Consider the following 25,748-nt stretch of genomic DNA (forward strand, 5'->3'; position numbering starts at 1 on the left):
CGTTGGGCGGGTTACAAAACAGCACCGCCAGCATTGCTGGCGGTGTGGAATCAGGCAGTCAGGCGGCACGCGTCTTGCGCGATGACCAGCTCTTCGTTAGTTGGGATAACGATAGCCGGGCGGGTGCCTTCTTTGTTGATGAAGCCAGACTTGCCGAAGCGGGCAGCCAGGTTACGCTCGTGATCGACTTCGAAGCCCAGTACGCCCAGTTTGCCCAGGGACAGTTCACGTACCATTGCCGCATTCTCACCGATGCCACCGGTGAAGATAACCGCGTCCAGACGACCGTCCATCAGCGCGGTGTAAGAACCGATGTACTTCGCCAGACGGTGGCAGTAAACGTCCATTGCACGCTTAGCGTCTTCTTTGCTGTCGTAGTTGTCTTCAACGTAACGGCAGTCGCTGGTGACTTCGGTCAGACCCAGCAGGCCAGACTCTTTGGTCAGCATTTTGTTGATGTCGTCAACGCTCATGCCCAGAGTGTCGTGCAGGTGGAAGATGATCGCCGGGTCGATGTCACCGGAACGGGTACCCATTACCAGACCTTCCAGCGGGGTCAGACCCATAGAGGTATCAACACATTTACCGTTGCGGATAGCAGAAACAGAACCACCGTTACCCAGGTGGCAGGTGATGATGTTGACTTCTTCAACCGGCTTGTTCAGGACTTTTGCGGCTTCCTGAGTCACATAGAAGTGGCTGGTGCCGTGCGCGCCGTAGCGACGTACGCCGTGCTCTTTGTACAGGCTGTACGGCAGGGCATAGAGGTAAGACTCTTCCGGCATGGTCTGATGGAACGCGGTGTCAAACACGGCCACGTTTTTGTCTTTCAGATTCGGGAAGGACTTCAGCGCTTCAGCGATACCGATCAGGTGCGCCGGGTTATGCAGCGGAGCAAAAGAGGCAGAGTCTTTGATGCCCTGGATAACAGAGTCGTCGATGACAACGGAGCTGGTGTATTTTTCGCCGCCGTGGACGATACGGTGACCAATCGCAGTCAGCTGAGCAGACAGTTCTGGTTTTTGTGCCAGAATAGTGTTAACGATAAAGTTCAGCGCTTCACTGTGAGCGGCGCCTGCACCTAAAGCCGCTTCTTGTTTGCTGCCGTCCATCTTCCACTTGATACGTGCTTCAGGCAGATGGAAACATTCGGCCAAACCAGAGAGGTACTCGTCACCGTTGAGCGCATCGATGATGGCGAATTTCAGTGAAGAGCTACCGCAGTTCAGAACCAGTACTAACTTACTCGACATGGAAGTACCTATAATTGATACGTGGCTAAAAAAACGTCAATGAGCCTAAAAGCGTAACGCAAGCTGACCCAGACGTTTATGATTAACATCATGCCAAACGAACATTCTGGCAGGATGGAAGAAATACCTATGATTTTAAGCCATTTTGAACATTTTTCAGACAATGGCATAATATGCGATAATTTGACGAGTTAACGCTTCTCGTCTACGGCCCTATCAGGCTGGCACAGAATACCCGATACGGGGTAGCGATGACAAAATATTTTGAACGTTGTCATAGCCTGTTGTGGTTTTGCACAAAAATTTTAATTTTTATATGTGAAGTTGAGGTACAGCCATGTCGACACCCGAAATCCCGTCCGTGAGCTTTTTCAGTCTGTTTCGTCGGGGACAGCATTACGCAAAGACGTGGCCAATGGAAAAGCGCCTTGCGCCAATGTTTATTGAGAATCGCACGATCCGCGCCACGCGCTATGCGATTCGCTTTATGCCTCCGGTCGCTATCTTTACTCTGTGCTGGCAAATCGCCCTCGGTGGACAGCTTGGTCCTGCCGTCGCAACGGCGCTCTTCGCGTTAAGCCTGCCGATGCAGGGGCTGTGGTGGTTAGGCAAACGCTCCATTACGCCGCTTCCGCCTTCTATTTTACACTGGTTTTATGAAGTGCGTGGAAAACTGGAGGAGGCCGGGCAGGCGCTGGCCCCGGTTGAAGGCAAGCCGGATTACCAGGCGCTGGCGGACACGTTAAAGCGTGCTTTTAAGCAGCTGGATAAAACATTCCTCGATGACTTGTGATTGATCATCGAAACGACTAACAAAAGAAGGCACAGTAACACACCGTTACCGTGTCTTTTTTTTACAGTGCAATGCGCTACAGGAGTCGAAAGATGGAAATGACCCATGCTCAACGTCTGATTTTGTCTAACCAGTACAAGATGATGACTATGCTTGATCCCGATAACGCTGCGCGCTACAGCCGCCTGCAAACCATCGTCGAACGCGGTTTTGGTTTGCAAATGCGCGAACTGGACCGCGAGTTTGGCGAGCTGAAAGAAGAAACCTGCCGCATCGTGATCGACATTATGGAGATGTATCACGCTCTGCACGTCTCCTGGACGAATCTCAAAGACCAGCAGACCATTGACGAACGTCGCGTGACCTTCTTAGGCTTTGATGCCGCGACGGAAGCGCGCTATCTGAGCTATGTTCGCTTTATGGTGAACACCGAAGGGCGCTACACCCATTTTGATGCGGGAACGCACGGCTTCAACGCCCAAACCCCCATGTGGGATAAATATCAACGTATGCTGAGCGCGTGGCACGCCTGCCCGCGTCAGTACCATTTAAGCAGCAACGAAATTCAACAAATCATTAATGCCTGACGGAGGTGCGTGTGCAGTGTAAAGGTTTTCTGTTTGATCTGGACGGTACGCTGGTGGATTCGCTGCCGGTGGTGGAACGCTCGTGGTGCCACTGGGCCGACCGGCACGGCATCGACCATCAGGACGTGCTGAATTTTATCCATGGCAAACAGGCCATTACCTCATTGCGGCACTTTTTAGCGGGGCGTTCTGAGGAAGAGATCCAGGCGGAGTTCAAATACCTGGAGCAGATTGAGGCCACTGACACCGAGGGCATTACCGCGCTGCCCGGGGCGCGCGAACTGCTTGAGCATCTGAATGAAGCGCAAATCCCGTGGGCTATCGTCACCTCCGGCTCTGTTCCGGTCGCGCATGCCCGCCATAAGGCGGCCGGTTTACCGAAGCCAGAGGTGTTCATTACGGCTGAGCGCGTTAAACGCGGCAAGCCGGAGCCGGATGCGTTTCTGCTTGGTGCAGAAATGCTGGGCTTCGCGCCTGCAGAGTGTGTGGTGGTGGAAGATGCGGCCGCTGGCGTGCTGGCCGGGCTGAACGCCGGGAGCCACGTCATTGCCGTTAACGTTCCGGCGGGATCTCCACGCCTGGACGAGGCGGACTTTGTGATTCATTCCCTGACGGCGCTGGCGGTGTCAAAAGCGCCCGACGGAGTTGTAACCGTCTCGCTAAAAATGTAATCCCATGATATAGCCCCACGCTGCTGGGGCTTTTTTATGGCAAAATTTCTCATCTTCCACTGACAAGGATAGGTTGTGAACGGTGAACTGATCTGGGTTCTGAGCCTGCTTTTAATCGCCATTATTCTCTTCGCCACAGGCAAGGTGCGCATGGATGCCGTCGCCCTGTTTGTCATCGTCGCGTTTGTGCTGAGCGGCACGCTCACGCTACCGGAAGCCTTCTCCGGGTTCAGCGACCCCAACGTTATCCTTATAGCTGCCCTGTTTATCATCGGCGACGGCCTTGTTCGCACCGGCGTGGCGACCATCATGGGCGCGTGGTTGGTTAAGGTGGCCGGCAGCAGTGAAACCAAAATGCTGATCTACCTGATGCTGACGGTCGCCGGACTGGGGGCGTTTATGAGCTCAACGGGCGTGGTCGCTATTTTTATCCCGGTGGTGCTGAGCGTTTCAATGCGGATGCAGAGCTCGCCGTCGCGCCTGATGATGCCCCTGAGCTTTGCCGGTTTGATCAGCGGAATGATGACGCTGGTGGCGACGCCGCCGAACCTGGTTGTCAACAGCGAGCTGATTCGTGAAGGGTTTCAGGGCTTCAGCTTTTTCAGCGTCACCCCGCTTGGGCTGGTGATTCTGGCGATTGGCGTGGTCTACATGCTGCTGACCCGTTTTGCCCTCAAAGGCGACAAACAGGATAAGAATAAAGAGGGGTGGAAGCGACGCACCTTCCGCGATCTGATCAAAGAGTACCGCCTCACCGGGCGGGCGCGCCGTCTGGCCATTCGCCCTGGCTCGCCGATGGTCGGCCAGCGGCTCGACGACCTTAAGCTGCGCGAGCGTTATGGCGCGAACGTGATCGGGGTTGAGCGCTGGCGTCGTTTTCGTCGAGTGATCGTTAACGTGAACGGGGTATCAGAGTTCCGTGCGCGTGACGTCCTGCTGATTGATATGTCAACGGCGGACGTGGATCTGCGAGAGTTCTGTAGCGAGCAGCTGCTGGAGCCGATGGTGCTACGCGGCGAGTATTTCTCCGACCAGGCGCTGGATGTGGGGATGGCCGAAGTGTCGCTGATACCGGAATCGGAACTGCTGGGTAAAACCGTGCGTGAAATGGGGTTCCGTACCCGCTATGGCCTGAACGTAGTGGGGCTGAAGCGTGATGGCGTGGCGATGGAAGGGGCCGTTGTCGATGAGCCGATCCTGCTAGGAGATATCTTTCTCGTGGTCGGCAACTGGAAGCTGATAAGCCAGCTCGGGCAAAAAGGGCGTGATTTTGTGGTGCTCAATATGCCGGTCGAGGAGAGCGATGCCTCCCCGGCGCACAGCCAGGCGCCCCATGCGATTTTCTGTTTGGTGCTAATGGTGGCGCTGATGCTGACCGATGAAATCCCTAATCCGGTCGCGGCCATTATCGCCTGCCTGCTGATGGGGAAATTCCGCTGCATTGACGCCGAAAGCGCGTATAAAGCCATTCACTGGCCGAGCATTATTCTTATCGTCGGGATGATGCCCTTTGCCCTGGCACTGCAAAAAACCGGCGGGGTAGATCTGATCGTAAAAGGCTTGATGGACGTGGGCGGCGGGTATGGACCGTACATGATGATGGTCTGTCTGTTTGTCATGTGTGCCACGATAGGGTTATTTATCTCGAATACCGCGACGGCGGTGCTGATGGCGCCCATTGCGCTGGCGATGGCGAAATCCATGGGCGTGTCGCCGTACCCGTTTGCGATGATGGTCGCGATGGCGGCATCCGCGGCGTTTATGACGCCGGTTTCATCGCCGGTGAACACGCTGGTGCTGGGGCCGGGGAATTATAAGTTCAGCGATTTCGTGAAGCTGGGCGTGCCGTTCACCGTGCTGGTGATGGTGGTGTGCGTGGTGTTAATTCCGGTTTTATTCCCGTTTTAGCGTGAGCGCAGAAACGTAGACCGGGTAAGGCGAAGCCGCCACCCGGCTAAAATTACAACGGTGAATCCTGGCTGATCTCGTCCAGCGATAGATGGAAGCTCGGCACAAATACCTGCATGAAGTAGTCCATCTCTTCGCTGCGGCGGGATTCCAGCGTTTTTTCCAGACGCGTTTTCGCCAGTAAAAACTCATTATTGCCCGCAGACAGCTCTTCCAGACACTTCAGATAGGCGCACAGCGCGTCGGCCTGTTTGACCAGCGACTTTTCATCTTCCGTATACTGATGCTCGTCGATGAGCGGTTCAAAGATATCGCGTAGCTCTTCGGGCACCATCTCGATAAGCTTTTGCTGGGCAATCTTCTCGATAGCCTTATATTCCTGAGCAATCTGAGAATTGAAATATTTCACTGGCGTAGGCAGGTCGCCGGTCAGCACCTCTGATGCGTCGTGGTACATCGCCAGCAAAGCGATGCGCTCGGCATTCACCTGCCCGTTAAATTTGCGATTCTTAATGGCAGCCAGCGCATGAGCAACCATAGCAACCTGCAGGCTATGTTCAGACACGTTCTCTGTACGCACGTTGCGCATCAGCGGCCAGCGGTTGATCAGTTTCAGGCGGGAGAGGTGGGCAAAGAAATGGCTCTGACTCATAGGTTACCTTTTGTCTTCACTGCGACAGGACTTCATTGTGCGGGGAGGGGAGGGAAGATGCAAATCAGGCTACCGAAGTAGCCTGATTTTAAGATTACTGATGGTATCCAGAGAGGAATCGCCCGAAGCGGCTGATAGCCATTTCGAGATCGTCTTCACGTGGCAGGGTCACGATACGCACGTGGTCCGGCCACGGCCAGTTAAACGCCGTCCCCTGAACCAGCAGCACTTTTTCCTGCAACAGGAAATCGAGCACCATTTTCTGATCGTCGTGGATATTGAAGCGCTTCGCGTCAATTTTCGGGAACATATACAGTGCCCCGTTCGGCTTCACGCAGGAGACGCCCGGGATATCGTTGATCAGTTCCCATGCGCGGTTACGCTGTTCGTACAGGCGACCGCCAGGGACGATAAACTCGCTGATGCTCTGGTAGCCGCCCAGCGCCGTCTGGATCGCGTGCTGCGCAGGCACGTTGGCGCAAAGACGCATCGACGCCAGCATCTCAAGCCCTTCAATATAGCCTTTTGCGTGCTTTTTCGGGCCGTTCAGCACCATCCAGCCCTGACGGAAACCGGCCACGCGGTAGGTTTTAGACAGTCCGTTAAAGGTGACGGTCAGCAGGTCGGGTGCCAGCGCGGCGATAGAGTGGTGCTGCGCCGCGTCGTACAGGATCTTGTCGTAGATTTCGTCAGCGAAGATGATCAGGTTGTGCTGGCGGGCGATCTCCACGATCTCCATCAGCAGCTCTTTTGAATAGACCGCGCCCGTCGGGTTGTTCGGGTTGATGATCACAATCCCACGCGTGCGAGGCGTGATTTTCGCGCGAATGTCGTCCAGATCCGGGAACCAGTCAGAGGATTCGTCGCAAAGGTAATGTACTGCTTTACCACTGGAGAGCGATACGGCAGCGGTCCACAGCGGATAGTCCGGCGCGGGAACCAGCATTTCGTCACCGCTGTTCAGCAGCGCCTGCATGGCCTGAACGATAAGTTCGGAGACGCCGTTGCCGATATAGATATCTTCGACGGTAACGTCACGCATACCGCGCGCCTGGTAGTGCTGCATAATGGCTTTACGGGCGGAGTAAAGTCCCTTTGAGTCACAATAGCCTTGTGCCGTAGGCAGGTTGCGGATCACATCAACCAGAATTTCATCCGGCGCTTCAAAACCAAATGGCGCGGGGTTGCCGATGTTGAGCTTCAGAACCTTGTTGCCTTCTTCTTCAAGGCGTTTTGCCTCTTTCAGAACCGGGCCACGGATGTCATAACAGACGTTATCTAGCTTGCTGGATTTTTCGATAGGGGACATGAACCTTTAACCTTTTCGCTATTATTGCCACTCCCTGCCGTGGAAGTCAGCACGGAATAATGTACTCCCCCCACGCTTCGTTTTGAAGGGTGTGCAGAAGAAGATTTTGTGCTCATAGCGAAATTTTGATGAATCTTTTTAACTATTGACTAACGCTTTCACTGCGTTAACGTCATGTGCAAACCATAAATAAAGGTTGATTATGCTACTGATTTGTGTGAATTATGTATATTGTTCTGATGGAAAATAAAAAACGCACAGACAACAAGCAGAAGTTACGCTGGGTGACATTTCGTAAAACCTGAGTGTTGAAGGGACCTTGCAGTAATAGCCCGGAGCGGCTAAAAGTTAATCATGTGAAATTAATGTTAAGTGTTATTAATGAATGACCATAATCTAAATTAAAATTTATTTATTATTAACCAACAAAATGCAACTTTAGTTAATTCTAATAAAATTAGTTTAGAAGCTTAACAAACCTCTTTAATCCTGAATATTGCAATAAGACTTATAAATAAAGTGGATTTGGGTTAAGATGTCTATACGGAAAGCAGTAGAAAGATGCAGTGGTTTTGCATTTTTGAAACTGATTTTTCGATTTAATTGATTGTTATTGTTGGAGTTATCTCTGGCTGGAATGTGTCAAACATCTCCTGCTACGTTGACAGCGCTGCGAAAAAGATGGCAGAAAAAGTGTTACGCCTTTAATGTAATTTACATAACCCTGCGAACATCTAAATATCCTGAACGTTTAAGAGAATAAAAATAACGTCATGAAACGTGCTTTCTGACTGTTGATATAAAGCAGCACAATAACTATCTGTCAGGCAGTCTGCCGGGCCGGGATGCGAGGGAAAACCTTCAGAAGGAATTGCTTAACTGTTACACACAGCTTCAACCCGGGCAGCTCCGCACGAGCAACCTGAAAGTGAATAGATATGATAAATGCAAATCGTCCGATAATGAATCTCGACCTCGATCTGCTGAGAACGTTTGTTGCGGTCGCCGATCTCAACACTTTTGCAGCAGCTGCTGCCGCCGTCTGCCGAACTCAGTCCGCCGTTAGCCAGCAAATGCAGCGGCTGGAGCAACTGGTTGGGAAAGAGCTTTTTGCCCGTCACGGGCGTAATAAGCTCTTAACAGAACACGGTATTCAGCTACTGGGTTATGCCAGGAAAATTCTTCGCTTTAATGATGAAGCATGTATGTCATTAATGTTTAGCAACCTTCAGGGTGTGTTAACCTTAGGGGCATCTGATGAGTCAGCGGATACAATATTGCCGTTTCTTCTCAACCGAATTAGCTCGGTTTATCCGAAGCTTGCGCTGGATGTGAGCGTAAAGCGTAATGCCTTTATGGTTGAGATGTTAAATGAGAACAAGGTCGACCTGGTGGTCACGACGCATCGTCCCGGACAGTTTGATTGTCTGACCTTGCGCACATCGCCAACGCACTGGTATTGCGCAGCGGAATACGTGTTGCAAAAAGGGGAACCCGTACCGCTGGTTTTACTGGACGATCCGAGTCCTTTCCGGGATATGGTACTTACGGCGTTAAATGAAGCCAACATTCCGTGGCGTCTGGCCTATGTAGCGTCCACGCTGCCCGCGGTGCGTGCCGCCGTGAAAGCGGGTCTTGGCGTAACGGCCCGTCCGGTAGAGATGATGAGCCCCGATCTGCGCGTTCTCGGTAAATCTGATGGTCTCCCAGCGCTGCCGGATACCGAGTATCTGCTTTGCCATAACGCGTCCAGTCATAACGAGCTGGCGAAGGTGGTGTTTGAGGCGATGGAAAATTACCATAACCCATGGCAGTTCGAGCATGTTACCTCCGAAGGGGGGGATGATTCCCTGATCGTTGAAGGTGACTTTGAGTGATCAAAAGCTCAAAATTCTGGTAACAAATTGTAAGTGTAAAAAAAAGCCACTCGTGCCGTTTTCGCACGCAGTGGCTTTTTTTTGCCATTATTATCCTCTTTCGTTACAGGGTTTTCATAAATAAAACATATATATCAAGGGAATAAATGCTTCTGCTTAAATCTTGTTCACTTTCCGTTCTAACTTAATCCATAACCCCTTGATGTTAAAAAAGCAGCAAATATGTTGCCGGTTTTTTGGGTGAATTAACAAAAGCGTGTCTCAGATCAAGAAAATACTCCTATTTGGGGGGAGGAATCGTTGGCAAATCCTGTCAAAATAGGAGGGTTATTTTTTTTACTTCCAAAACGGACACGATTCAACAACATGCATTTGACGAAAAGTCAGGTAACCACCAGGGTTAAAGGGCACCAAATGTTAATGAGAATCGCTCGATGTAATTTAATGTGAAGAAACCTTTGTTAAAGTTGACAATAGGTTATAGAAAGGAGTAAAAAACCCCATCATTTTGCTGTCTACGTCTCATTTCAGACAGTTAGTGTAAGGTTATTTGTTCCTCCCCATGAATCGATGTGATGCCCATCTGCCAGCAAGAGCAGTGTCGTCGGTATCACTTTTGATGAGTAAGCAATGAGTATGTCAACATCCACAGAAGTCATCGCTCATCACTGGGCATTCGCAATCTTTCTTATTGTAGCCATTGGCCTGTGCTGCCTGATGTTAGTCGGCGGCTGGTTCCTGGGCGGTCGCGCCCGTGCAAGGCACAAAAACACACCTTTCGAATCAGGTATTGATTCAGTAGGTTCCGCTCGCTTACGCCTGTCTGCCAAGTTCTATCTGGTAGCGATGTTCTTCGTCATCTTTGACGTGGAAGCGCTCTACCTGTTCGCATGGTCGACCTCCATTCGCGAAAGTGGTTGGGTGGGCTTTGTCGAGGCCGCAATTTTCATTTTAGTGCTACTGGCCGGTCTGGTTTATCTGGTGCGTATTGGCGCGCTTGACTGGACGCCTGCGCGTTCACGTCGTGAACACATCAACCCGGAAAACAGTATCTCTAATCGTCAGCAGTAACAGCGAGGCAATAAGATGGATTATACGCTCACCCGCATAGATCCTAACGGTGAGAATGACCGTTACCCCCTGCAAAAACAGGAGATCGTAACCGACCCCCTGGAGCAAGAAGTCAACAAAAGCGTGTACATGGGCAAACTCGAACATGCCATGCACGATATGGTCAACTGGGGTCGTAAGAACTCCATCTGGCCATACAACTTTGGCCTTTCTTGCTGCTACGTTGAAATGGTGACGTCATTCACTGCGGTGCATGACGTTGCGCGTTTTGGGGCCGAGGTACTGCGTGCTTCCCCACGTCAGGCTGACCTGATGGTGGTGGCCGGTACCTGCTTTACCAAAATGGCACCTGTTATTCAGCGTCTGTATGACCAGATGCTGGAGCCAAAATGGGTTATTTCCATGGGCGCATGTGCAAACTCCGGCGGTATGTACGACATTTATTCCGTTGTACAGGGCGTTGATAAGTTCATTCCGGTGGATGTTTACATCCCGGGCTGCCCGCCGCGCCCAGAAGCCTATATGCAGGCGCTGATGCTGCTGCAGGAGTCTATCGGTAAAGAACGTCGCCCACTCTCATGGGTTGTTGGCGATCAGGGTGTCTATCGCGCGAACATGCAGTCCGAGCGCGAGCGTAAACGTGGTGAACGTATTGCCGTCACCAACCTGCGTACGCCTGACGAAATTTAATTTGCGCCTGTAGGCCTGGAGAAAACCTTCGCATATCACTACTCAAATAGCGCGAAGCCAGGCTTAACAGTCACCACGGACCATTTGCAATGGTGAACAATATGACCGACTTAACCGCGCAAGAAGCCGCCTGGCAGACCCGGGATCATCTTGATGACCCCGTTATTGGCGAACTGCGCAACCGTTTTGGGCCGGATGCCTTTACCGTTCAGGCGACCCGCACCGGGGTACCCGTTGTTTGGGTGAAGCGTGAACAATTGCTGGAAGTTGTCGATTTCCTCAAGAAATTGCCAAAACCTTACGTCATGCTGTTTGACTTACACGGCATGGACGAACGTCTGAGAACGCACCGCCAGGGTCTCCCTGCTGCGGATTTTTCCGTTTTCTACCACCTGATCTCAATAGACCGCAACACGGATATCATGCTCAAGGTGGCATTGTCTGAAAACGACATGCATCTGCCGACGATCACCAAACTTTTCCCGAACGCTAACTGGTATGAGCGTGAAACCTGGGAAATGTTCGGCATGACCTTCGACGGCCACCCGCACCTGACGCGCATCATGATGCCGCAGACCTGGACCGGCCACCCGCTGCGTAAAGACTACCCGGCACGTGCGACCGAATTCGATCCGTTTGAGCTGACCAAAGCCAAGCAGGATCTGGAGATGGAAGCGCTGACCTTCAAGCCGGAAGACTGGGGCATGAAGCGCGGTACTGAAAACGAGGACTTCATGTTCCTCAACCTCGGTCCGAACCACCCGTCTGCGCACGGTGCATTCCGTATTATTCTTCAGCTTGATGGCGAAGAGATTGTCGACTGCGTCCCTGACATCGGCTACCACCACCGCGGTGCTGAGAAGATGGGCGAGCGTCAGTCCTGGCACAGCTACATTCCGTATACCGACCGTATTGAGTACCTCGGCGGCTGCGTAAACGAAATGCCATACGTGCTGGCTGTTGAGAAACTGGCAGGCATCACCGTACCGGATCGCGTTAACGTGATTCGCGTTATGCTGTCAGAACTGTTCCGCATCAACAGCCACCTGCTGTACATCTCCACGTTCATTCAGGACGTGGGCGCGATGACGCCGGTCTTCTTCGCTTTTACCGATCGTCAGAAAATCTACGATCTGGTGGAAGCGATTACCGGCTTCCGTATGCACCCGGCCTGGTTCCGTATTGGCGGTGTGGCGCACGATCTGCCGCGCGGCTGGGACCGCCTGCTGCGTGAATTCCTCGACTGGATGCCGAAGCGTCTGGCGTCTTACGAGAAAGCCGCGCTGCGCAACACCATCCTGAAAGGCCGTTCCCAGGGCGTTGCTGCCTACGGCGCGAAAGAAGCGCTGGAGTGGGGGACCACAGGTGCAGGTCTGCGTGCGACCGGTATTGATTTCGACGTGCGTAAAGCCCGTCCTTACTCTGGCTACGAGAACTTCGACTTTGAAGTCCCGGTTGGCGGCGGTGTTTCCGACTGCTACACCCGCGTGATGCTGAAAGTGGAAGAGCTGCGCCAGAGTCTGCGCATCCTTGAGCAGTGCCTCAACAACATGCCGGAAGGCCCGTTCAAGGCGGATCACCCGCTGACCACGCCGCCGCCGAAAGAGCGCACGCTGCAGCATATCGAAACCCTGATCACCCACTTCCTGCAGGTTTCCTGGGGCCCGGTCATGCCGGCGCAAGAATCCTTCCAGATGATTGAAGCGACCAAGGGTATTAACAGTTACTACCTGACCAGCGACGGCAGCACCATGAGCTACCGTACCCGCGTGCGTACGCCGAGCTTTGCGCACCTGCAGCAGATCCCGTCCGCCATCCGCGGCAGTCTGGTCTCTGACCTGATTGTGTATCTGGGTAGTATCGATTTTGTTATGTCAGATGTGGACCGCTAATTATGCACGAGAATCAACAACCACAAACCGAGGCTTTTGAGCTGAGTGAAGCAGAGCGTGCCGCCATTGAGCACGAGATGCACCACTACGAAGACCCGCGTGCGGCGTCCATTGAAGCGCTGAAAATCGTACAGAAACAGCGTGGTTGGGTGCCGGATGGGGCGATTTACGAGATCGCAAAAGTGCTGGGCATTCCGGCAAGTGACGTAGAGGGCGTAGCCACGTTCTACAGCCAGATCTTCCGTCAGCCGGTTGGCCGCCATGTGATCCGCTACTGTGACAGCGTCGTCTGCCACATTACCGGCTATCAGGGCATTCAGGCTGCGATTGAGAAAAAGCTCAATATTAAGCCGGGCCAGACCACGTTCGATGGACGCTTTACTCTGCTGCCAACCTGCTGCCTGGGTAACTGCGACAAGGGGCCGACCATGATGATTGATGAGGACACTCACAGCCATCTGACGCCGGAAGCGATTCCTGACCTGCTGGAGCAGTACAAATGAAAACTGTAATTCGTACTGCTGAGACGCATCCGCTGACCTGGCGTCTGCGCGATGACAAACAGCCGGTATGGCTCGACGAATACCAGAGCAAAAACGGCTATGCCGGTGCGCGTAAAGCCCTCGGCGGCATGGCGCCGGACGACATCGTTAATGCGGTGAAAGATTCCGGTCTGAAAGGCCGCGGCGGTGCGGGCTTCTCCACTGGTCTGAAGTGGAGCCTGATGCCGAAAGACGAATCCATGAACATCCGTTACCTGCTGTGTAACGCCGATGAAATGGAGCCAGGCACCTATAAAGACCGCCTGCTGATGGAGCAGTTGCCGCACCTGCTGGTGGAAGGCATGCTGATCTCCGCGTTTGCGCTGAAAGCGTACCGTGGCTACATCTTCCTGCGCGGTGAGTACATCGAAGCGGCAGAAAACCTGCGTCGCGCGATTGCCGAAGCCACCGAAGCCGGCCTTCTGGGTAAAAACATCCTGGGTACCGGGTTTGACTTCGAACTGTTCGTGCACACCGGTGCCGGGCGCTACATCTGCGGTGAAGAAACTGCGCTGATTAACTCCCTGGAAGGCCGCCGTGCGAACCCACGTTCCAAGCCACCGTTCCCGGCAAGCTCCGGCGTTTGGGGTAAACCGACCTGCGTAAACAACGTCGAAACCCTGTGTAACGTCCCGGCTATCCTCGCCAACGGCGTGGAGTGGTATCAGGGCATCTCCTCAAGCAAAGATGCCGGTACCAAGCTGATGGGCTTCTCCGGGCGCGTGAAGAACCCTGGCGTCTGGGAACTGCCGTTCGGTACCACCGCACGCGAAATTCTTGAAGACTACGCCGGCGGCATGCGCGATGGCCTGAAATTTAAAGCCTGGCAGCCGGGCGGGGCAGGGACGGACTTCCTGACCGAAGCCCACCTTGACCTGCCGATGGAATTCGAAAGCATTGGTAAAGCAGGCAGCCGTCTGGGTACGGCACTGGCGATGGCCGTTGACCACGAGATCGGCATGGTCTCGCTGGTACGTAACCTGGAAGAGTTCTTCGCCCGTGAGTCCTGCGGCTGGTGTACACCGTGCCGTGATGGTCTGCCGTGGAGCGTGAAGATCCTGCGCGCCATCGAGCGCGGCGAAGGCCAGCCTGGCGATATCGAGACGCTTGAGCAACTGTGTCGATTCTTAGGGCCAGGTAAAACCTTCTGCGCCCACGCACCGGGTGCCGTCGAGCCGCTGCAGAGCGCGATTAAATATTTCCGCGACGAATTCGAAGCAGGCATCAAGCAGCCGTTCAGCAATACCCATTCGATCAATGGTATTCAGCCGAACCTGCTGAAAGCGCGCTGGTAACGACAAGAATTTTGATTAACGCTCGGTTTCGACTGAGCCAACTGGAAGCATGCTAATGGCTACGATTCATGTAGACGGCAAAGAATACGAAGTCAACGGGGCGGACAACCTGCTGGAAGCTTGTCTGTCTCTTGGCCTCGATATTCCGTACTTTTGCTGGCATCCGGCGCTGGGCAGCGTCGGTGCTTGCCGCCAGTGTGCGGTGAAGCAATATCAAAACGCGGAAGACACGCGTGGTCGCCTGGTGATGTCCTGTATGACGCCAGCCACCGAAGGCACTTTTATTTCGATTGATGACGAAGAAGCCAAACAGTTCCGCGAAAGCGTGGTGGAGTGGTTGATGACCAACCACCCGCACGACTGTCCGGTTTGTGAAGAGGGCGGTAACTGCCACCTTCAGGATATGACCGTGATGACCGGTCACAGCTTCCGTCGCTATCGCTTTACCAAGCGTACCCACCGTAACCAGGATCTGGGGCCGTTCATCTCTCACGAAATGAACCGCTGCATCGCCTGCTACCGCTGCGTGCGTTACTACAAAGACTATGCAGATGGTCAGGATCTGGGCGTCTATGGCGCGCACGACAACGTCTACTTCGGCCGTCCGGAAGACGGCGTGCTGGAGAGCGAATTCTCCGGTAACCTGGTAGAAATCTGTCCGACCGGCGTATTCACGGATAAAACCCACTCCGAGCGTTACAACCGTAAATGGGACATGCAGTTTGCACCAAGCATCTGCCAGCAGTGTTCCCTCGGCTGTAACACCAGCCCGGGTGAGCGCTACGGCGAACTGCGTCGTATCGAAAACCGTTACAACGGTACCGTTAACCACTACTTCCTGTGCGACCGCGGTCGTTTCGGCTATGGCTATGTGAACCTGAAAGACCGTCCGCGTCAGCCGGTTCAGCGCCGTGGCGACGATGTTATTACCCTGAATGCTGAACAGGCGATGCAGGGCGCGGCAGATATCCTGCGCCAGTCGAAGAAAGTGATCGGCATCGGCTCCCCGCGCGCCAGCATCGAAAGCAACTTCGCGCTGCGCGAGTTGGTTGGAGCGGAAAACTTCTATACCGGTATCGCCCAGGGCGAACAGGAACGTCTTCAGCTTGTACTGAAAGTGCTGCGTGAAGGCGGTATCCATACCCCTGCGCTGCGCGAAATTGAATCCTATGATGCGGTTCTGGTGCTGGGTGAAGACCTGACGCAGACCGGCGCCCGCGCGGCCCTGGCGGTTCGTCAGGCGGTGAAGGGTAAAGCACGTGAAATGGCAGCTGCGCAGAAAGTGGCTGACTGGCAGATTGCGGCGATCCTCAACATCGGTCAGCGCGCGAAGCATCCTCTGTTTGTGACCAACGTCGACAATACCCGTCTGGACGATATCGCGGCGTGGACCTACTGCGCGCCGGTTGAAGACCAGGCGCGTCTTGGCTTTGCCATTGCCCACGCGCTGGACAACAGCTCACCGGCCGTTGAACTGGATCGCGACCTGCAAAACAAGGTCGACGTGATTGTTCAGGCCCTCGCTGGTGCGAAGAAACCGCTGATTATTTCCGGTACCAACGCCGGTAGCGCTGAAATCATTCAGGCCGCCGCGAACGTTGCCAAAGCCCTGAAAGGCCGCGGTGCAGACGTCGGCGTGACCATGATTGCCCGTGCGGTAAACAGCATCGGTCTGGGCATGATTGGCGGCGGCTCGCTGGAAGAAGCGTTAAGCGAACTGGAATCCGGTGCCGCTGACGCCGTTGTGGTGCTGGAAAACGATCTGCACCGCCACGCGTCTGCCGCTCGCGTTGACGCCGCGCTCTCCAAAGCGCCGCTGGTGATGGTGATTGACCATCAGCGCACCGCGATCATGGACAAAGCGCACCTGGTGCTCTCTGCGGCAAGCTTCGCAGAAAGCGACGGTACCGTTATCAACAACGAAGGCCGCGCGCAGCGTTTCTTCCAGGTTTATGACCCGGCGTACTACGACAGCAACACCGTGATGCTGGAAAGCTGGCGCTGGCTGCACTCCCTGCACAGCACCGTGCAGAGCCGTGAAGTGGACTGGACGCAGCTCGACCACGTTATCGACGCGGTGGTGGAAAAACTGCCTCAGCTGGCAGGCATTAAAGATGCCGCACCTGAAGCAAGCTTCCGCATCCGCGGCCAGAAGCTGGCGCGTGAACCGCACCGCTACAGCGGCCGTACCGCTATGCGCGCCAACATCAGCGTACACGAACCGCGCCAGCCGCAGGATAAAGACACCATGTTCGCCTTCTCCATGGAAGGGAACAACCAGCCGTCTGCCCCGCGTTCGCAAATCCCGTTCGCATGGGCTCCGGGCTGGAACTCCCCGCAGGCGTGGAACAAGTTCCAGGCTGAAGTGGGCGGCTCCCTGCGCCACGGCGATCCGGGCGTGCGTCTGATTGAAGCTTCCGAAACCGGTCTGGACTTCTTCACCACCGTACCGGCGAGCTTCCAGGCGCAGGACGGTAGCTGGCGTATTGCCCCGTACTACCACCTGTTCGGTAGCGACGAGCTGTCCCAGCGTTCACCGGTCTTCCAGACCCGTATGCCGCAGCCGTACATCAAGCTCAACCCAGCGGATGCCGCGAAGCTTGGCGTTAACGCGGGCGCGAACATCGCCTTTAGCTATGACGGCCAGACCATCAGCCTGCCGCTGATTATTTCTGAAAATCTGACAGCAGGGCAGGTCGGTCTGCCGATGGGTATGCCTGGCATCGCGCCGGTTCTGGCGGGTGCGTGTCTTGATAATCTGCAGGAGGCAAAAGCATGAGTTGGTTAACGCCGGATCTTATCGACATCCTGCTGAGCATTCTGAAAGCGATTGTTATCCTGCTGGTGGTCGTCACCTGCGGCGCGTTCATGAGCTTTGGTGAACGTCGTCTGCTCGGTCTGTTCCAGAACCGTTACGGACCGAACCGCGTGGGCTGGGGTGGTTCACTCCAGCTGGTCGCGGACATGATCAAGATGTTCTTTAAAGAGGACTGGATCCCGCGCTTCTCGGATCGCGTGATCTTTACTCTGGCACCGATGATCGCCTTCACCTCGCTGCTGCTGGCGTTTGCTATCGTTCCGGTCAGCCCGACCTGGGTGGTCGCTGACCTGAACATCGGCATTCTGTTCTTCCTGATGATGGCTGGTCTCGCGGTTTACGCGGTCCTGTTCGCAGGCTGGTCCAGTAACAACAAATACTCGCTGCTGGGCGCGATGCGTGCTTCCGCGCAGACGCTGAGCTACGAAGTGTTCCTGGGGCTCTCCCTGATGGGCGTGGTGGCGCAGGCCGGTTCATTCAACATGACCGACATCGTCAACAACCAGGCCGACATCTGGAACGTTATCCCGCAGTTCTTTGGGTTTATTACCTTTGCTATCGCGGGCGTGGCCGTGTGTCACCGTCACCCGTTTGACCAGCCGGAAGCCGAACAGGAACTGGCCGACGGTTACCACATTGAATATTCCGGCATGAAGTTCGGTCTGTTCTTTGTGGGCGAGTACATCGGTATCGTCACCATTTCCGCGTTGATGGTAACGCTGTTCTTTGGTGGCTGGCATGGCCCGTTCTTACCGCCGTTCATCTGGTTCGCGCTGAAAACCGCGTTCTTCATGATGATGTTCATTTTGATTCGCGCAGCGTTACCGCGTCCACGTTATGACCAGGTAATGTCCTTCGGCTGGAAAGTGTGCCTGCCGCTGACGCTCGTCAACTTGTTGGTAACGGCAGCTGTCATTCTCTGGCAGCAGCCATAAGGGGCTATAGACCATGACCTTAAAAGAATTACTGGTAGGTTTCGGTACCCAGGTACGCAGTATCTGGATGATCGGCCTGCACGCGTTTGCTAAACGCGAAACCCGGATGTACCCGGAAGAGCCGGTATATCTGCCGCCGCGCTACCGTGGCCGTATCGTGCTGACGCGCGACCCGGACGGTTCCGAGCGCTGCGTTGCCTGTAACCTGTGTGCGGTAGCGTGTCCGGTCGGCTGTATCTCTCTGCAGAAAGCCGAGACGGTAGACGGCCGCTGGTACCCTGAGTTCTTCCGCATCAACTTCTCACGCTGCATCTTCTGCGGTCTGTGTGAAGAAGCGTGCCCAACCACGGCGATTCAGCTGACTCCAGACTTTGAGCTGGGTGAGTACAAGCGTCAGGATCTGGTGTACGAGAAAGAGGATCTGCTGATTTCCGGTCCGGGCAAATACCCGGAATATAACTTCTACCGGATGGCGGGTATGGCAATCGACGGCAAAGATAAGGGCGAAGCAGAGAACGAAGCTAAGCCTATCGACGTCAAGAGCCTGTTACCGTAAGGAGAGGGCAATGGAATTCGCTTTTTATATCTGTGGCCTTATCGCCATCCTGGCTACGCTGCGAGTGATTACGCACACCAATCCGGTGCATGCGCTGCTGTACTTAATCATTTCGCTGCTGGCCATTTCCGGGGTGTTCTTCGCACTGGGCGCGCACTTCGCCGGTGCGCTGGAGATCATCGTTTACGCCGGGGCCATCATGGTGCTGTTCGTGTTCGTAGTGATGATGCTGAACCTGGGCGGCTCTGAAATTGAGCAGGAACGTCAGTGGTTAAAACCGCAGGTGTGGATTGGCCCGGCAATTTTGTCGGCCATCATGCTGGTGGTGATCGTTTACGCCATTCTGGGCGTCAACGATCAGGGCATCGACGGCACGCCAATTGGTGCGAAAGAGGTGGGTATCACGCTCTTTGGCCCATACGTTCTGGCGGTGGAACTGGCCTCTATGCTGCTGCTGGCAGGCCTGGTTGTGGCTTTCCACGTTGGCCGCGAAGAGCGTGCTGGCGAGGTGCTGAGCAACCGCACTGACGACCGCGCGAAAAGAAAAACGGAGGAGCGCGCATGATCCCCTTAACACATGGACTGATCCTCGCTGCGATTTTATTCGTTCTGGGTCTGACCGGTCTGGTTATCCGCCGCAATCTGCTGTTTATGCTGATCGGCCTGGAAATCATGATTAACGCCTCCGCGCTGGCCTTCGTGGTCGCCGGAAGCTACTGGGGCCAGACCGATGGTCAGGTGATGTACATTCTCGCCATCAGCCTCGCGGCTGCTGAAGCGAGTATTGGCCTGGCGCTGTTGCTGCAGCTCCATCGTCGCCGCCAGAATCTGAACATCGATTCAGTAAGTGAGTTGCGTGGATGAACATGCTTGCCTTAACCATTATTTTTCCGCTGATTGGCTTCGTGCTGCTGGCGTTTTCTCGCGGCCGCTGGTCTGAGAATCTGTCCGCGACCGTTGGCATGGGCTCTGTCGGCCTGGCCGCGCTGGTCACAGCGTATGCGGGTATCGACTTCTTTAACAACGGACGCCAGCCTTTCAGCGTGCCGCTGTGGACCTGGATGTCGGTCGGTGATTTCAACATCGGTTTCAACCTGGTGCTGGACGGCCTCTCGCTGACCATGCTCTCCGTGGTCACCGGCGTCGGCTTCCTGATCCACATGTTTGCCTCCTGGTACATGCGCGGTGAAGAGGGTTACTCCCGCTTCTTCGCCTACACCAACCTGTTTATTGCCAGCATGGTCGTTCTGGTGCTGGCCGATAACCTGCTGCTGATGTATCTGGGCTGGGAAGGCGTGGGCCTGTGCTCTTACCTGCTGATCGGTTTCTACTATACCGATCCGAAGAATGGCGCAGCGGCCATGAAAGCGTTCGTCGTGACCCGCGTGGGTGACGTCTTCCTCGCGTTCGCGCTGTTCATTCTCTACAACGAACTGGGCACGCTGAACTTCCGCGAAATGGTGGAACTGGCGCCAGCACACTTCGCCGCAGGCAACAACATGCTGTGGTGGGCAACGCTGATGCTGCTGGGTGGTGCCGTGGGTAAATCCGCGCAGCTGCCGCTGCAGACATGGCTGGCCGACGCGATGGCGGGTCCAACCCCTGTCTCCGCGCTGATCCACGCTGCGACCATGGTAACCGCCGGTGTTTACCTGATTGCGCGTACCCATGGCCTGTTCCTGATGACCCCGGAAATTCTGCATCTGGTGGGTATCGTCGGTGCGGTCACGCTGGTGCTGGCAGGCTTTGCCGCGCTGGTTCAGACCGACATCAAGCGCGTTCTCGCGTACTCCACCATGAGCCAAATTGGTTACATGTTCCTGGCGCTGGGTGTTCAGGCGTGGGACGCGGCCATTTTCCACCTGATGACGCACGCGTTCTTCAAAGCGCTGCTGTTCCTCTCATCCGGTTCGGTGATTCTGGCCTGCCATCACGAGCAGAACATCTTCAAAATGGGCGGACTGCGTAAGTCCATCCCGCTGGTCTATGTCTGCTTCCTGGTGGGCGGCGCGGCGCTGGCGGCACTGCCGCTGATCACCGCGGGCTTCTTCAGTAAGGACGAAATCCTTGCGGGTGCCATGGCGAATGGTCATATCAATCTGATGGTTGCGGGTCTGGTCGGTGCGTTCATGACCTCCCTGTATACCTTCCGTATGATTTTCATCGTATTCCACGGTAAAGAACAAATTCACGCTCACGCAGGGAAGGGGATTACCCACCACCTGCCGCTGATTGTGCTGCTGGTACTGTCTACCTTCGTTGGCGCGATGATTGTGCCACCGCTGCAGGGCGTACTGCCAGACACCACCGAGCTTGAGCACGGTCGCGTTCTGACGCTTGAAATCACCTCCGGTGTGGTCGCTATCGCGGGTATCCTGATTGCAGCATGGCTGTGGCTGGGCAAACGTACGCTGGTCACTGCCGTGGCCAACAGTGCGCCGGGCCGCCTGCTGGGCACCTGGTGGTACAACGCGTGGGGCTTCGACTGGCTGTACGACATGATCTTCGTTAAGCCGTTCCTGGGCGTTGCGTGGCTGCTGAAGCGCGACCCGCTGAACAGCCTGATGAACATCCCGGCGATCCTCTCCCGCTTTGCAGGTAAAGGCCTGCTGTACAGCGAGAACGGTTACCTGCGCTGGTATGTGGCGTCCATGAGCATCGGTGCGGTTGTCGTGCTGGCGCTGCTGATGGTATTGCGTTGATCGTTAAGTGAATTTTATTCGAATTCGTTGAAAATCAGGCCCCTGCTGGGGGCCTTAAAAAGGAATGTAAATCGCCATGTTACTACCCTGGCTAATATTAATTCCCTTCATCGGCGGCTTCCTGTGCTGGCAGACCGAACGCTTTGGCGTGAAGATGCCGCGCTGGATCGCGCTGATCACCATGGGATTGACGCTCGCGCTTGGCCTGCAACTGTGGTTGCAGGGCGGTTACTCACTGACCCAGTCTGCGGGCATTCCGCAGTGGCAGTCTGAGTTTATCCTGCCGTGGATCCCGCGTTTCGGCATTACGATCCACCTGGCGATTGACGGTCTGTCGCTGCTGATGGTGGTGCTGACCGGTCTGCTCGGCGTTCTGGCGGTACTCTGCTCCTGGCGAGAAATCGAAAAATACCAGGGCTTCTTCCACCTGAACCTGATGTGGATCCTGGGCGGCGTGATCGGCGTGTTCCTTGCCATCGACATGTTCCTGTTCTTCTTCTTCTGGGAGATGATGCTGGTGCCGATGTACTTCCTGATCGCGCTGTGGGGCCACAAGGCGTCCGACGGTAAAACGCGTATCACGGCGGCAACCAAGTTCTTCATCTATACCCAGGCGAGCGGTCTGGTAATGCTGATTGCCATTCTGGCGCTGGTGTTCGTTCATCACAACGCAACCGGCACCTGGACCTTCAACTATGAAGACCTGCTGAAGACCCCGATGTCACACGGCGTTGAATACCTGCTGATGCTGGGCTTCTTCATTGCCTTCGCGGTGAAAATGCCGGTGGTTCCTCTGCACGGCTGGCTGCCAGACGCGCACTCCCAGGCACCAACGGCGGGTTCCGTTGACCTGGCGGGCATCCTGCTGAAAACGGCGGCCTACGGTCTGCTGCGTTTCGCACTGCCGCTGTTCCCGAATGCCTCCGCGGAGTTCGCACCGATTGCCATGTGGCTGGGTGTGATCGGTATCTTCTACGGTGCCTGGATGGCCTTCACGCAATACGACATCAAGCGTCTGATTGCTTATACCTCCGTTTCCCACATGGGCTTCGTGCTGATTGCTATCTACACCGGCAGCCAGCTGGCGTACCAGGGCGCGGTGATCCAGATGATTGCGCACGGTCTGTCCGCAGCCGGTCTCTTCATCCTGTGCGGCCAGCTGTACGAACGTCTGCATACCCGCGACATGCGTATGATGGGCGGTCTGTGGAGCAAAATTAAATGGCTGCCAGCGCTCTCCATGTTCTTCGCGGTGGCTACCCTGGGGATGCCGGGCACCGGTAACTTCGTCGGCGAATTCATGATTCTGTTCGGCAGCTTCAAAGTGGTACCGGTGATTACCGTGATCTCCACCTTTGGTCTGGTGTTCGCTTCCGTGTACTCGCTGGCGATGCTGCACCGCGCTTACTTCGGTAAAGCGAAGAGCGAAATTGCTGCACAAGAACTGCCGGGGATGTCGCTGCGTGAGCTGTTCATCATCCTGCTGCTGGTCGTACTGCTGGTGCTGTTGGGCTTCTTCCCGCAGCCGATTCTGGATACCTCGCACAGCGCGATGGGCAATATCCAGCAGTGGTTTGTTAATTCTGTTTCTACTACAAGGCCGTAATTCGCCATGACAATAACTCCACAACAACTGATCGCGCTGCTACCGCTGCTGATCGTCGGATTGACGGTGGTGGTTGTGATGCTCTCCATTGCGTGGCGACGCAATCACTTCCTGAATGCCACGCTGTCGGTCATCGGCCTGAATGCCGCGTTAGTCTCACTCTGGTTTGTTGGCCAGGGCGGGGCGATGGACGTCACGCCGCTGATGCGCGTTGACGGTTACGCCATGCTCTACACCGGGCTGGTGCTGCTGGCGAGCCTGGCAACCTGTACCTTTGCTTACCCGTGGCTCGAAGGCTACAACGACAACAAAGAAGAGTTTTACCTGCTGGTACTGATTGCCGCGCTGGGCGGCATTCTGCTGGCGAATGCCAACCATCTGGCCGCGCTGTTCCTCGGTATTGAGCTGATCTCTCTGCCGCTGTTCGGCCTGATTGGTTACGCCTTCCGTCAGAAGCGCTCTCTGGAAGCGAGCATCAAGTACACCATTTTGTCTGCTGCCGCGTCGTCCTTCCTGCTGTTTGGTATTGCGCTGCTGTACGCACAGTCCGGTAACCTCTCCTTCATGGCGCTCGGCAAGAGCCTCGGCGACGGCATGCTCCATGAGCCGCTGCTGCTGGCGGGTCTGGGCATGATGATCGTTGGCCTCGGCTTCAAGCTCTCTCTGGTTCCGTTCCACCTGTGGACACCAGACGTATACCAGGGGGCGCCTGCTCCGGTGTCGACCTTCCTGGCGACGGCGAGCAAAATCGCTATCTTCGGTGTGGTCATGCGTCTGTTCCTGTACGCGCCGGTGGGTGATAGTGAAGCCGTTCGCGTGGTGCTGGGCATCATCGCGTTCGTCTCCATCATCTTCGGTAACCTGATGGCGCTGAGTCAGACCAACATCAAGCGTCTGCTGGGCTACTCGTCCATCTCTCATCTGGGCTACCTGCTGGTGGCGCTGATTGCGCTGCAGAGCGGTGAGATGTCGATGGAAGCCGTAGGCGTGTATCTGGCCGGTTACCTGTTCAGCAGCCTCGGCGCCTTCGGCGTGGTGAGCCTGATGTCCAGCCCGTACCGTGGTCCGGATGCCGATTCACTGTTCTCCTACCGTGGTCTGTTCTGGCACCGTCCAATTCTGTCCGCGGTAATGACCGTGATGATGCTCTCTCTGGCGGGTATCCCGATGACGCTGGGCTTTATCGGTAAGTTCTACGTGCTGGCCGTCGGTGTGCAGGCGCACCTGTGGTGGCTGACTGCCGGTGTCGTTATCGGCTCCGCGATTGGTCTGTACTACTACCTGCGCGTGGCCGTGAGCCTGTACCTGAGCGCGCCTCAGCAGCTCAACCGCGATGCTCCAGGCAACTGGCAGTACAGCGCCGGTGGTATCGTGGTGCTTATCTCCGCGCTGCTGGTGCTGATCTTCGGTATCTATCCGCAGCCGCTGATTGATATCGTGCAGCGAGCGATGCCATTAATGTAAAAACAAAAAACCCGCCTCGGCGGGTTTTTTATGGTTTGCGCCCTCTCCCCGTGGGAGAAGGATGAGGTGAGTGCACCAGCCCGCACAGGACCTAAGCCAGCTGCTTCCTGCTTATAAGCGGCCCGCCAATCTTCTTCATCGAACGATCCAGCACTTCCTCAATCACCGACGACAGCTCGTTCAGCTCAAACTTCGCCACGTACCCGTCCGCCTTCACCTTGCGAATATGATCTTCGTTGGCGTTGCCGGAAAGGGAGGAGTGGATCACTACCGGAATATCCTTCAGAACCGGGTCGGTTTTGATTTTGCGCGTCAGCGTAAATCCGTCCATCTCCGGCATTTCGAGGTCGGTCAGCACCAGAGCGATCTTATCGGTGATCGGCACGCCCTCAGCCTGCGCCTGCGCGGCCAGAACGCCAATTTTTTCCCACGCGTCTTTGCCGGTGATGTGCAGCTGCGCTGGGATCTCCATCGCCTGCAGACCTTTCTCCAGCATCGAACGCGCCACTTTGGAATCTTCCGCCACAATCGCGACTGCGCCTGGCTTGATGTTGAACTTGGTGGTTTTCAGATTGGTGGCGTGCAGATCGTGGTTGGCTGGGGTGATGTCATAGAGGATCTGCTCAACGTCCAGCACCATCGCCAGATCGTTGGTATCCGTTTTCTCATCCAGGCAGGCAATGCTGGTGATGTAGCGGCCGCTGACGGCGGTCTCCGCGGCGTGCACCTGCTTCCAGTCCAGACGCATAATGTTCTCAACCGACTCCACGGCAAAGGCCTGCACGCTGCGGGCATATTCGGTGATAAGCAGGATGTTCAGCCCGGTGGTAGGCTTACAGCCCGCCACGGCGGCAAGATCGATCACCGGGATCACCTGATCGCGAATATTCACCATCCCCATCAGCGGTGATTTCATCCCGGCGGGTTTTGTGAATTCCGGCATCGGCACAATTTCACGCAGCTTAAAGACGTTAATGCCAAACAGCTCGGATTTATTTTCGTTCAGAGAGGTGCCAAGACGGAACAGCAACAATTCAAAACGGTTCGACAGGGTGAGATTCGCCCTGTCATCAATATCTTTCTGGAAATTATCCATTCTACCCTCGAGAGAAATGCTGACCTTTTAA

Annotated in this window: 22 protein-coding genes; 18 read left to right on the forward strand and 4 right to left on the reverse strand. The window is 55.2% G+C overall.

Features of this window, described 5'->3' with window-relative positions:
- Positions 1–50: 50 nt before the first annotated feature.
- A complete protein-coding gene (gene ackA / locus IM284_RS10885) occupies positions 51–1,253 on the reverse strand; it encodes an acetate kinase (protein WP_041908924.1) in 1,203 nt (400 codons plus the stop codon).
- Positions 1,254–1,590: 337 nt separating this feature from the next.
- Between ackA and yfbV the strand changes: the two genes are divergently transcribed.
- From yfbV to IM284_RS10905, 4 genes are all read left to right on the forward strand, one after another.
- Positions 1,591–2,046 carry a terminus macrodomain insulation protein YfbV gene (gene yfbV, locus IM284_RS10890; protein WP_028013938.1) on the forward strand — a complete coding sequence of 152 codons (456 nt, stop codon included), beginning with the start codon at positions 1,591–1,593 and terminating at the stop codon, positions 2,044–2,046.
- A 92-nt stretch (positions 2,047–2,138) separates the two neighbouring features.
- Positions 2,139–2,633, forward strand: a complete 495-nt coding sequence (locus IM284_RS10895) for a YfbU family protein (protein WP_003861461.1) — start codon at positions 2,139–2,141, stop codon at positions 2,631–2,633.
- 11 nt (positions 2,634–2,644) lie between these two features.
- Positions 2,645–3,304, forward strand: coding sequence for a sugar phosphatase (locus tag IM284_RS10900; RefSeq protein ID WP_041908926.1), 660 nt, complete (start codon positions 2,645–2,647; stop codon positions 3,302–3,304).
- Positions 3,305–3,379: 75 nt separating this feature from the next.
- Entirely contained in the window at positions 3,380–5,212 is a 1,833-nt protein-coding gene (locus tag IM284_RS10905; protein WP_088204766.1) for an SLC13 family permease, read from the forward strand.
- A gap of 52 nt (positions 5,213–5,264) precedes the next feature.
- On the opposite strand, the gene yfbR is transcribed toward IM284_RS10905, so the two are convergent.
- Both yfbR and alaA read right to left on the reverse strand, forming a co-directional pair.
- A complete protein-coding gene (gene yfbR, locus IM284_RS10910; RefSeq protein WP_028013935.1) occupies positions 5,265–5,864 on the reverse strand; it encodes a 5'-deoxynucleotidase in 600 nt (199 codons plus the stop codon).
- Between the two features lie 94 nt (positions 5,865–5,958).
- Positions 5,959–7,173 (reverse strand): alanine transaminase AlaA, encoded by a 1,215-nt coding sequence (gene alaA, locus IM284_RS10915; protein WP_003861471.1) that lies wholly within the window; start codon positions 7,171–7,173, stop codon positions 5,959–5,961.
- Positions 7,174–8,111: 938 nt separating this feature from the next.
- Here alaA and lrhA point away from each other — a divergent pair.
- The 14 genes from lrhA to nuoN all read left to right on the forward strand — a co-directional run bounded on the left by lrhA (position 8,112) and on the right by nuoN (position 24,621).
- Entirely contained in the window at positions 8,112–9,050 is a 939-nt protein-coding gene (gene lrhA / locus IM284_RS10920) for a transcriptional regulator LrhA (protein ID WP_028013934.1), read from the forward strand.
- A 630-nt stretch (positions 9,051–9,680) separates the two neighbouring features.
- Entirely contained in the window at positions 9,681–10,121 is a 441-nt protein-coding gene (nuoA, locus tag IM284_RS10925) for an NADH-quinone oxidoreductase subunit NuoA (RefSeq protein WP_014171000.1), read from the forward strand.
- Between the two features lie 15 nt (positions 10,122–10,136).
- Positions 10,137–10,811: an NADH-quinone oxidoreductase subunit NuoB gene (nuoB, locus tag IM284_RS10930; protein WP_003861482.1), complete on the forward strand. Its 675-nt coding sequence runs from the start codon at positions 10,137–10,139 to the stop codon at positions 10,809–10,811.
- Between the two features lie 89 nt (positions 10,812–10,900).
- Positions 10,901–12,703: an NADH-quinone oxidoreductase subunit C/D gene (gene nuoC, locus IM284_RS10935; protein WP_028013933.1), complete on the forward strand. Its 1,803-nt coding sequence runs from the start codon at positions 10,901–10,903 to the stop codon at positions 12,701–12,703.
- 2 nt (positions 12,704–12,705) lie between these two features.
- Positions 12,706–13,206 (forward strand): NADH-quinone oxidoreductase subunit NuoE, encoded by a 501-nt coding sequence (nuoE, locus tag IM284_RS10940; RefSeq protein WP_006176513.1) that lies wholly within the window; start codon positions 12,706–12,708, stop codon positions 13,204–13,206.
- Positions 13,203–14,540: an NADH-quinone oxidoreductase subunit NuoF gene (gene nuoF / locus IM284_RS10945; protein WP_006811381.1), complete on the forward strand. Its 1,338-nt coding sequence runs from the start codon at positions 13,203–13,205 to the stop codon at positions 14,538–14,540. Before nuoE ends, nuoF begins: the two co-directional genes overlap by 4 nt.
- A gap of 55 nt (positions 14,541–14,595) precedes the next feature.
- Positions 14,596–17,319, forward strand: coding sequence for an NADH-quinone oxidoreductase subunit NuoG (gene nuoG / locus IM284_RS10950; protein ID WP_047367991.1), 2,724 nt, complete (start codon positions 14,596–14,598; stop codon positions 17,317–17,319).
- Positions 17,316–18,293: an NADH-quinone oxidoreductase subunit NuoH gene (nuoH, locus tag IM284_RS10955; RefSeq protein ID WP_008500211.1), complete on the forward strand. Its 978-nt coding sequence runs from the start codon at positions 17,316–17,318 to the stop codon at positions 18,291–18,293. The genes nuoG and nuoH overlap by 4 nt, the downstream gene beginning before the upstream one ends.
- Positions 18,294–18,306: 13 nt before the next feature.
- Entirely contained in the window at positions 18,307–18,849 is a 543-nt protein-coding gene (gene nuoI / locus IM284_RS10960; protein WP_003861491.1) for an NADH-quinone oxidoreductase subunit NuoI, read from the forward strand.
- Between the two features lie 10 nt (positions 18,850–18,859).
- Complete coding sequence (nuoJ, locus tag IM284_RS10965; protein ID WP_008500212.1) at positions 18,860–19,414, forward strand: NADH-quinone oxidoreductase subunit J; 555 nt, start codon at positions 18,860–18,862, stop codon at positions 19,412–19,414.
- The gene (nuoK, locus tag IM284_RS10970; RefSeq protein WP_003861496.1) at positions 19,411–19,713 is read left to right on the forward strand and encodes an NADH-quinone oxidoreductase subunit NuoK; all 303 of its coding nucleotides are present in this window, start codon (positions 19,411–19,413) and stop codon (positions 19,711–19,713) included. The genes nuoJ and nuoK overlap by 4 nt, the downstream gene beginning before the upstream one ends.
- Positions 19,710–21,551 (forward strand): NADH-quinone oxidoreductase subunit L, encoded by a 1,842-nt coding sequence (gene nuoL / locus IM284_RS10975; RefSeq protein WP_045629894.1) that lies wholly within the window; start codon positions 19,710–19,712, stop codon positions 21,549–21,551. Before nuoK ends, nuoL begins: the two co-directional genes overlap by 4 nt.
- A 76-nt stretch (positions 21,552–21,627) precedes the next feature.
- Positions 21,628–23,157, forward strand: a complete 1,530-nt coding sequence (gene nuoM / locus IM284_RS10980) for an NADH-quinone oxidoreductase subunit M (protein WP_008500214.1) — start codon at positions 21,628–21,630, stop codon at positions 23,155–23,157.
- Between the two features lie 6 nt (positions 23,158–23,163).
- The gene (gene nuoN / locus IM284_RS10985; protein WP_028013929.1) at positions 23,164–24,621 is read left to right on the forward strand and encodes an NADH-quinone oxidoreductase subunit NuoN; all 1,458 of its coding nucleotides are present in this window, start codon (positions 23,164–23,166) and stop codon (positions 24,619–24,621) included.
- A 91-nt stretch (positions 24,622–24,712) separates the two neighbouring features.
- On the opposite strand, the gene IM284_RS10990 is transcribed toward nuoN, so the two are convergent.
- On the reverse strand, positions 24,713–25,717 hold the full coding sequence (locus IM284_RS10990) for a chemotaxis protein (RefSeq protein ID WP_028013927.1): 1,005 nt from the start codon (positions 25,715–25,717) through the stop codon (positions 24,713–24,715).
- Positions 25,718–25,748 lie beyond the last annotated feature (31 nt).

Origin of the sequence: Enterobacter cloacae complex sp. P12RS (assembly GCF_014895875.1) — a bacterium.
GTDB lineage: Bacteria > Pseudomonadota > Gammaproteobacteria > Enterobacterales > Enterobacteriaceae > Enterobacter > Enterobacter bugandensis.

Bases quoted from the DNA above. Each gene is read 5' to 3' on its own strand.
- ackA (WP_041908924.1), bottom strand. From the start codon at position 1,253: ATGTCGAGTAAGTTAGTACTGGTTCTGAACTGCGGTAGCTCTTCACTG.
- yfbV (WP_028013938.1), top strand. From the start codon at position 1,591: ATGTCGACACCCGAAATCCCGTCCGTGAGCTTTTTCAGTCTGTTTCGT.
- IM284_RS10895 (WP_003861461.1), top strand. From the start codon at position 2,139: ATGGAAATGACCCATGCTCAACGTCTGATTTTGTCTAACCAGTACAAG.
- yfbR (WP_028013935.1), bottom strand. From the start codon at position 5,864: ATGAGTCAGAGCCATTTCTTTGCCCACCTCTCCCGCCTGAAACTGATC.
- alaA (WP_003861471.1), bottom strand. From the start codon at position 7,173: ATGTCCCCTATCGAAAAATCCAGCAAGCTAGATAACGTCTGTTATGAC.
- lrhA (WP_028013934.1), top strand. From the start codon at position 8,112: ATGATAAATGCAAATCGTCCGATAATGAATCTCGACCTCGATCTGCTG.
- nuoA (WP_014171000.1), top strand. From the start codon at position 9,681: ATGAGTATGTCAACATCCACAGAAGTCATCGCTCATCACTGGGCATTC.
- nuoB (WP_003861482.1), top strand. From the start codon at position 10,137: ATGGATTATACGCTCACCCGCATAGATCCTAACGGTGAGAATGACCGT.
- nuoC (WP_028013933.1), top strand. From the start codon at position 10,901: ATGGTGAACAATATGACCGACTTAACCGCGCAAGAAGCCGCCTGGCAG.
- nuoE (WP_006176513.1), top strand. From the start codon at position 12,706: ATGCACGAGAATCAACAACCACAAACCGAGGCTTTTGAGCTGAGTGAA.
- nuoF (WP_006811381.1), top strand. From the start codon at position 13,203: ATGAAAACTGTAATTCGTACTGCTGAGACGCATCCGCTGACCTGGCGT.
- nuoG (WP_047367991.1), top strand. From the start codon at position 14,596: ATGGCTACGATTCATGTAGACGGCAAAGAATACGAAGTCAACGGGGCG.
- nuoH (WP_008500211.1), top strand. From the start codon at position 17,316: ATGAGTTGGTTAACGCCGGATCTTATCGACATCCTGCTGAGCATTCTG.
- nuoI (WP_003861491.1), top strand. From the start codon at position 18,307: ATGACCTTAAAAGAATTACTGGTAGGTTTCGGTACCCAGGTACGCAGT.
- nuoJ (WP_008500212.1), top strand. From the start codon at position 18,860: ATGGAATTCGCTTTTTATATCTGTGGCCTTATCGCCATCCTGGCTACG.
- nuoK (WP_003861496.1), top strand. From the start codon at position 19,411: ATGATCCCCTTAACACATGGACTGATCCTCGCTGCGATTTTATTCGTT.
- nuoL (WP_045629894.1), top strand. From the start codon at position 19,710: ATGAACATGCTTGCCTTAACCATTATTTTTCCGCTGATTGGCTTCGTG.
- nuoM (WP_008500214.1), top strand. From the start codon at position 21,628: ATGTTACTACCCTGGCTAATATTAATTCCCTTCATCGGCGGCTTCCTG.
- nuoN (WP_028013929.1), top strand. From the start codon at position 23,164: ATGACAATAACTCCACAACAACTGATCGCGCTGCTACCGCTGCTGATC.
- IM284_RS10990 (WP_028013927.1), bottom strand. From the start codon at position 25,717: ATGGATAATTTCCAGAAAGATATTGATGACAGGGCGAATCTCACCCTG.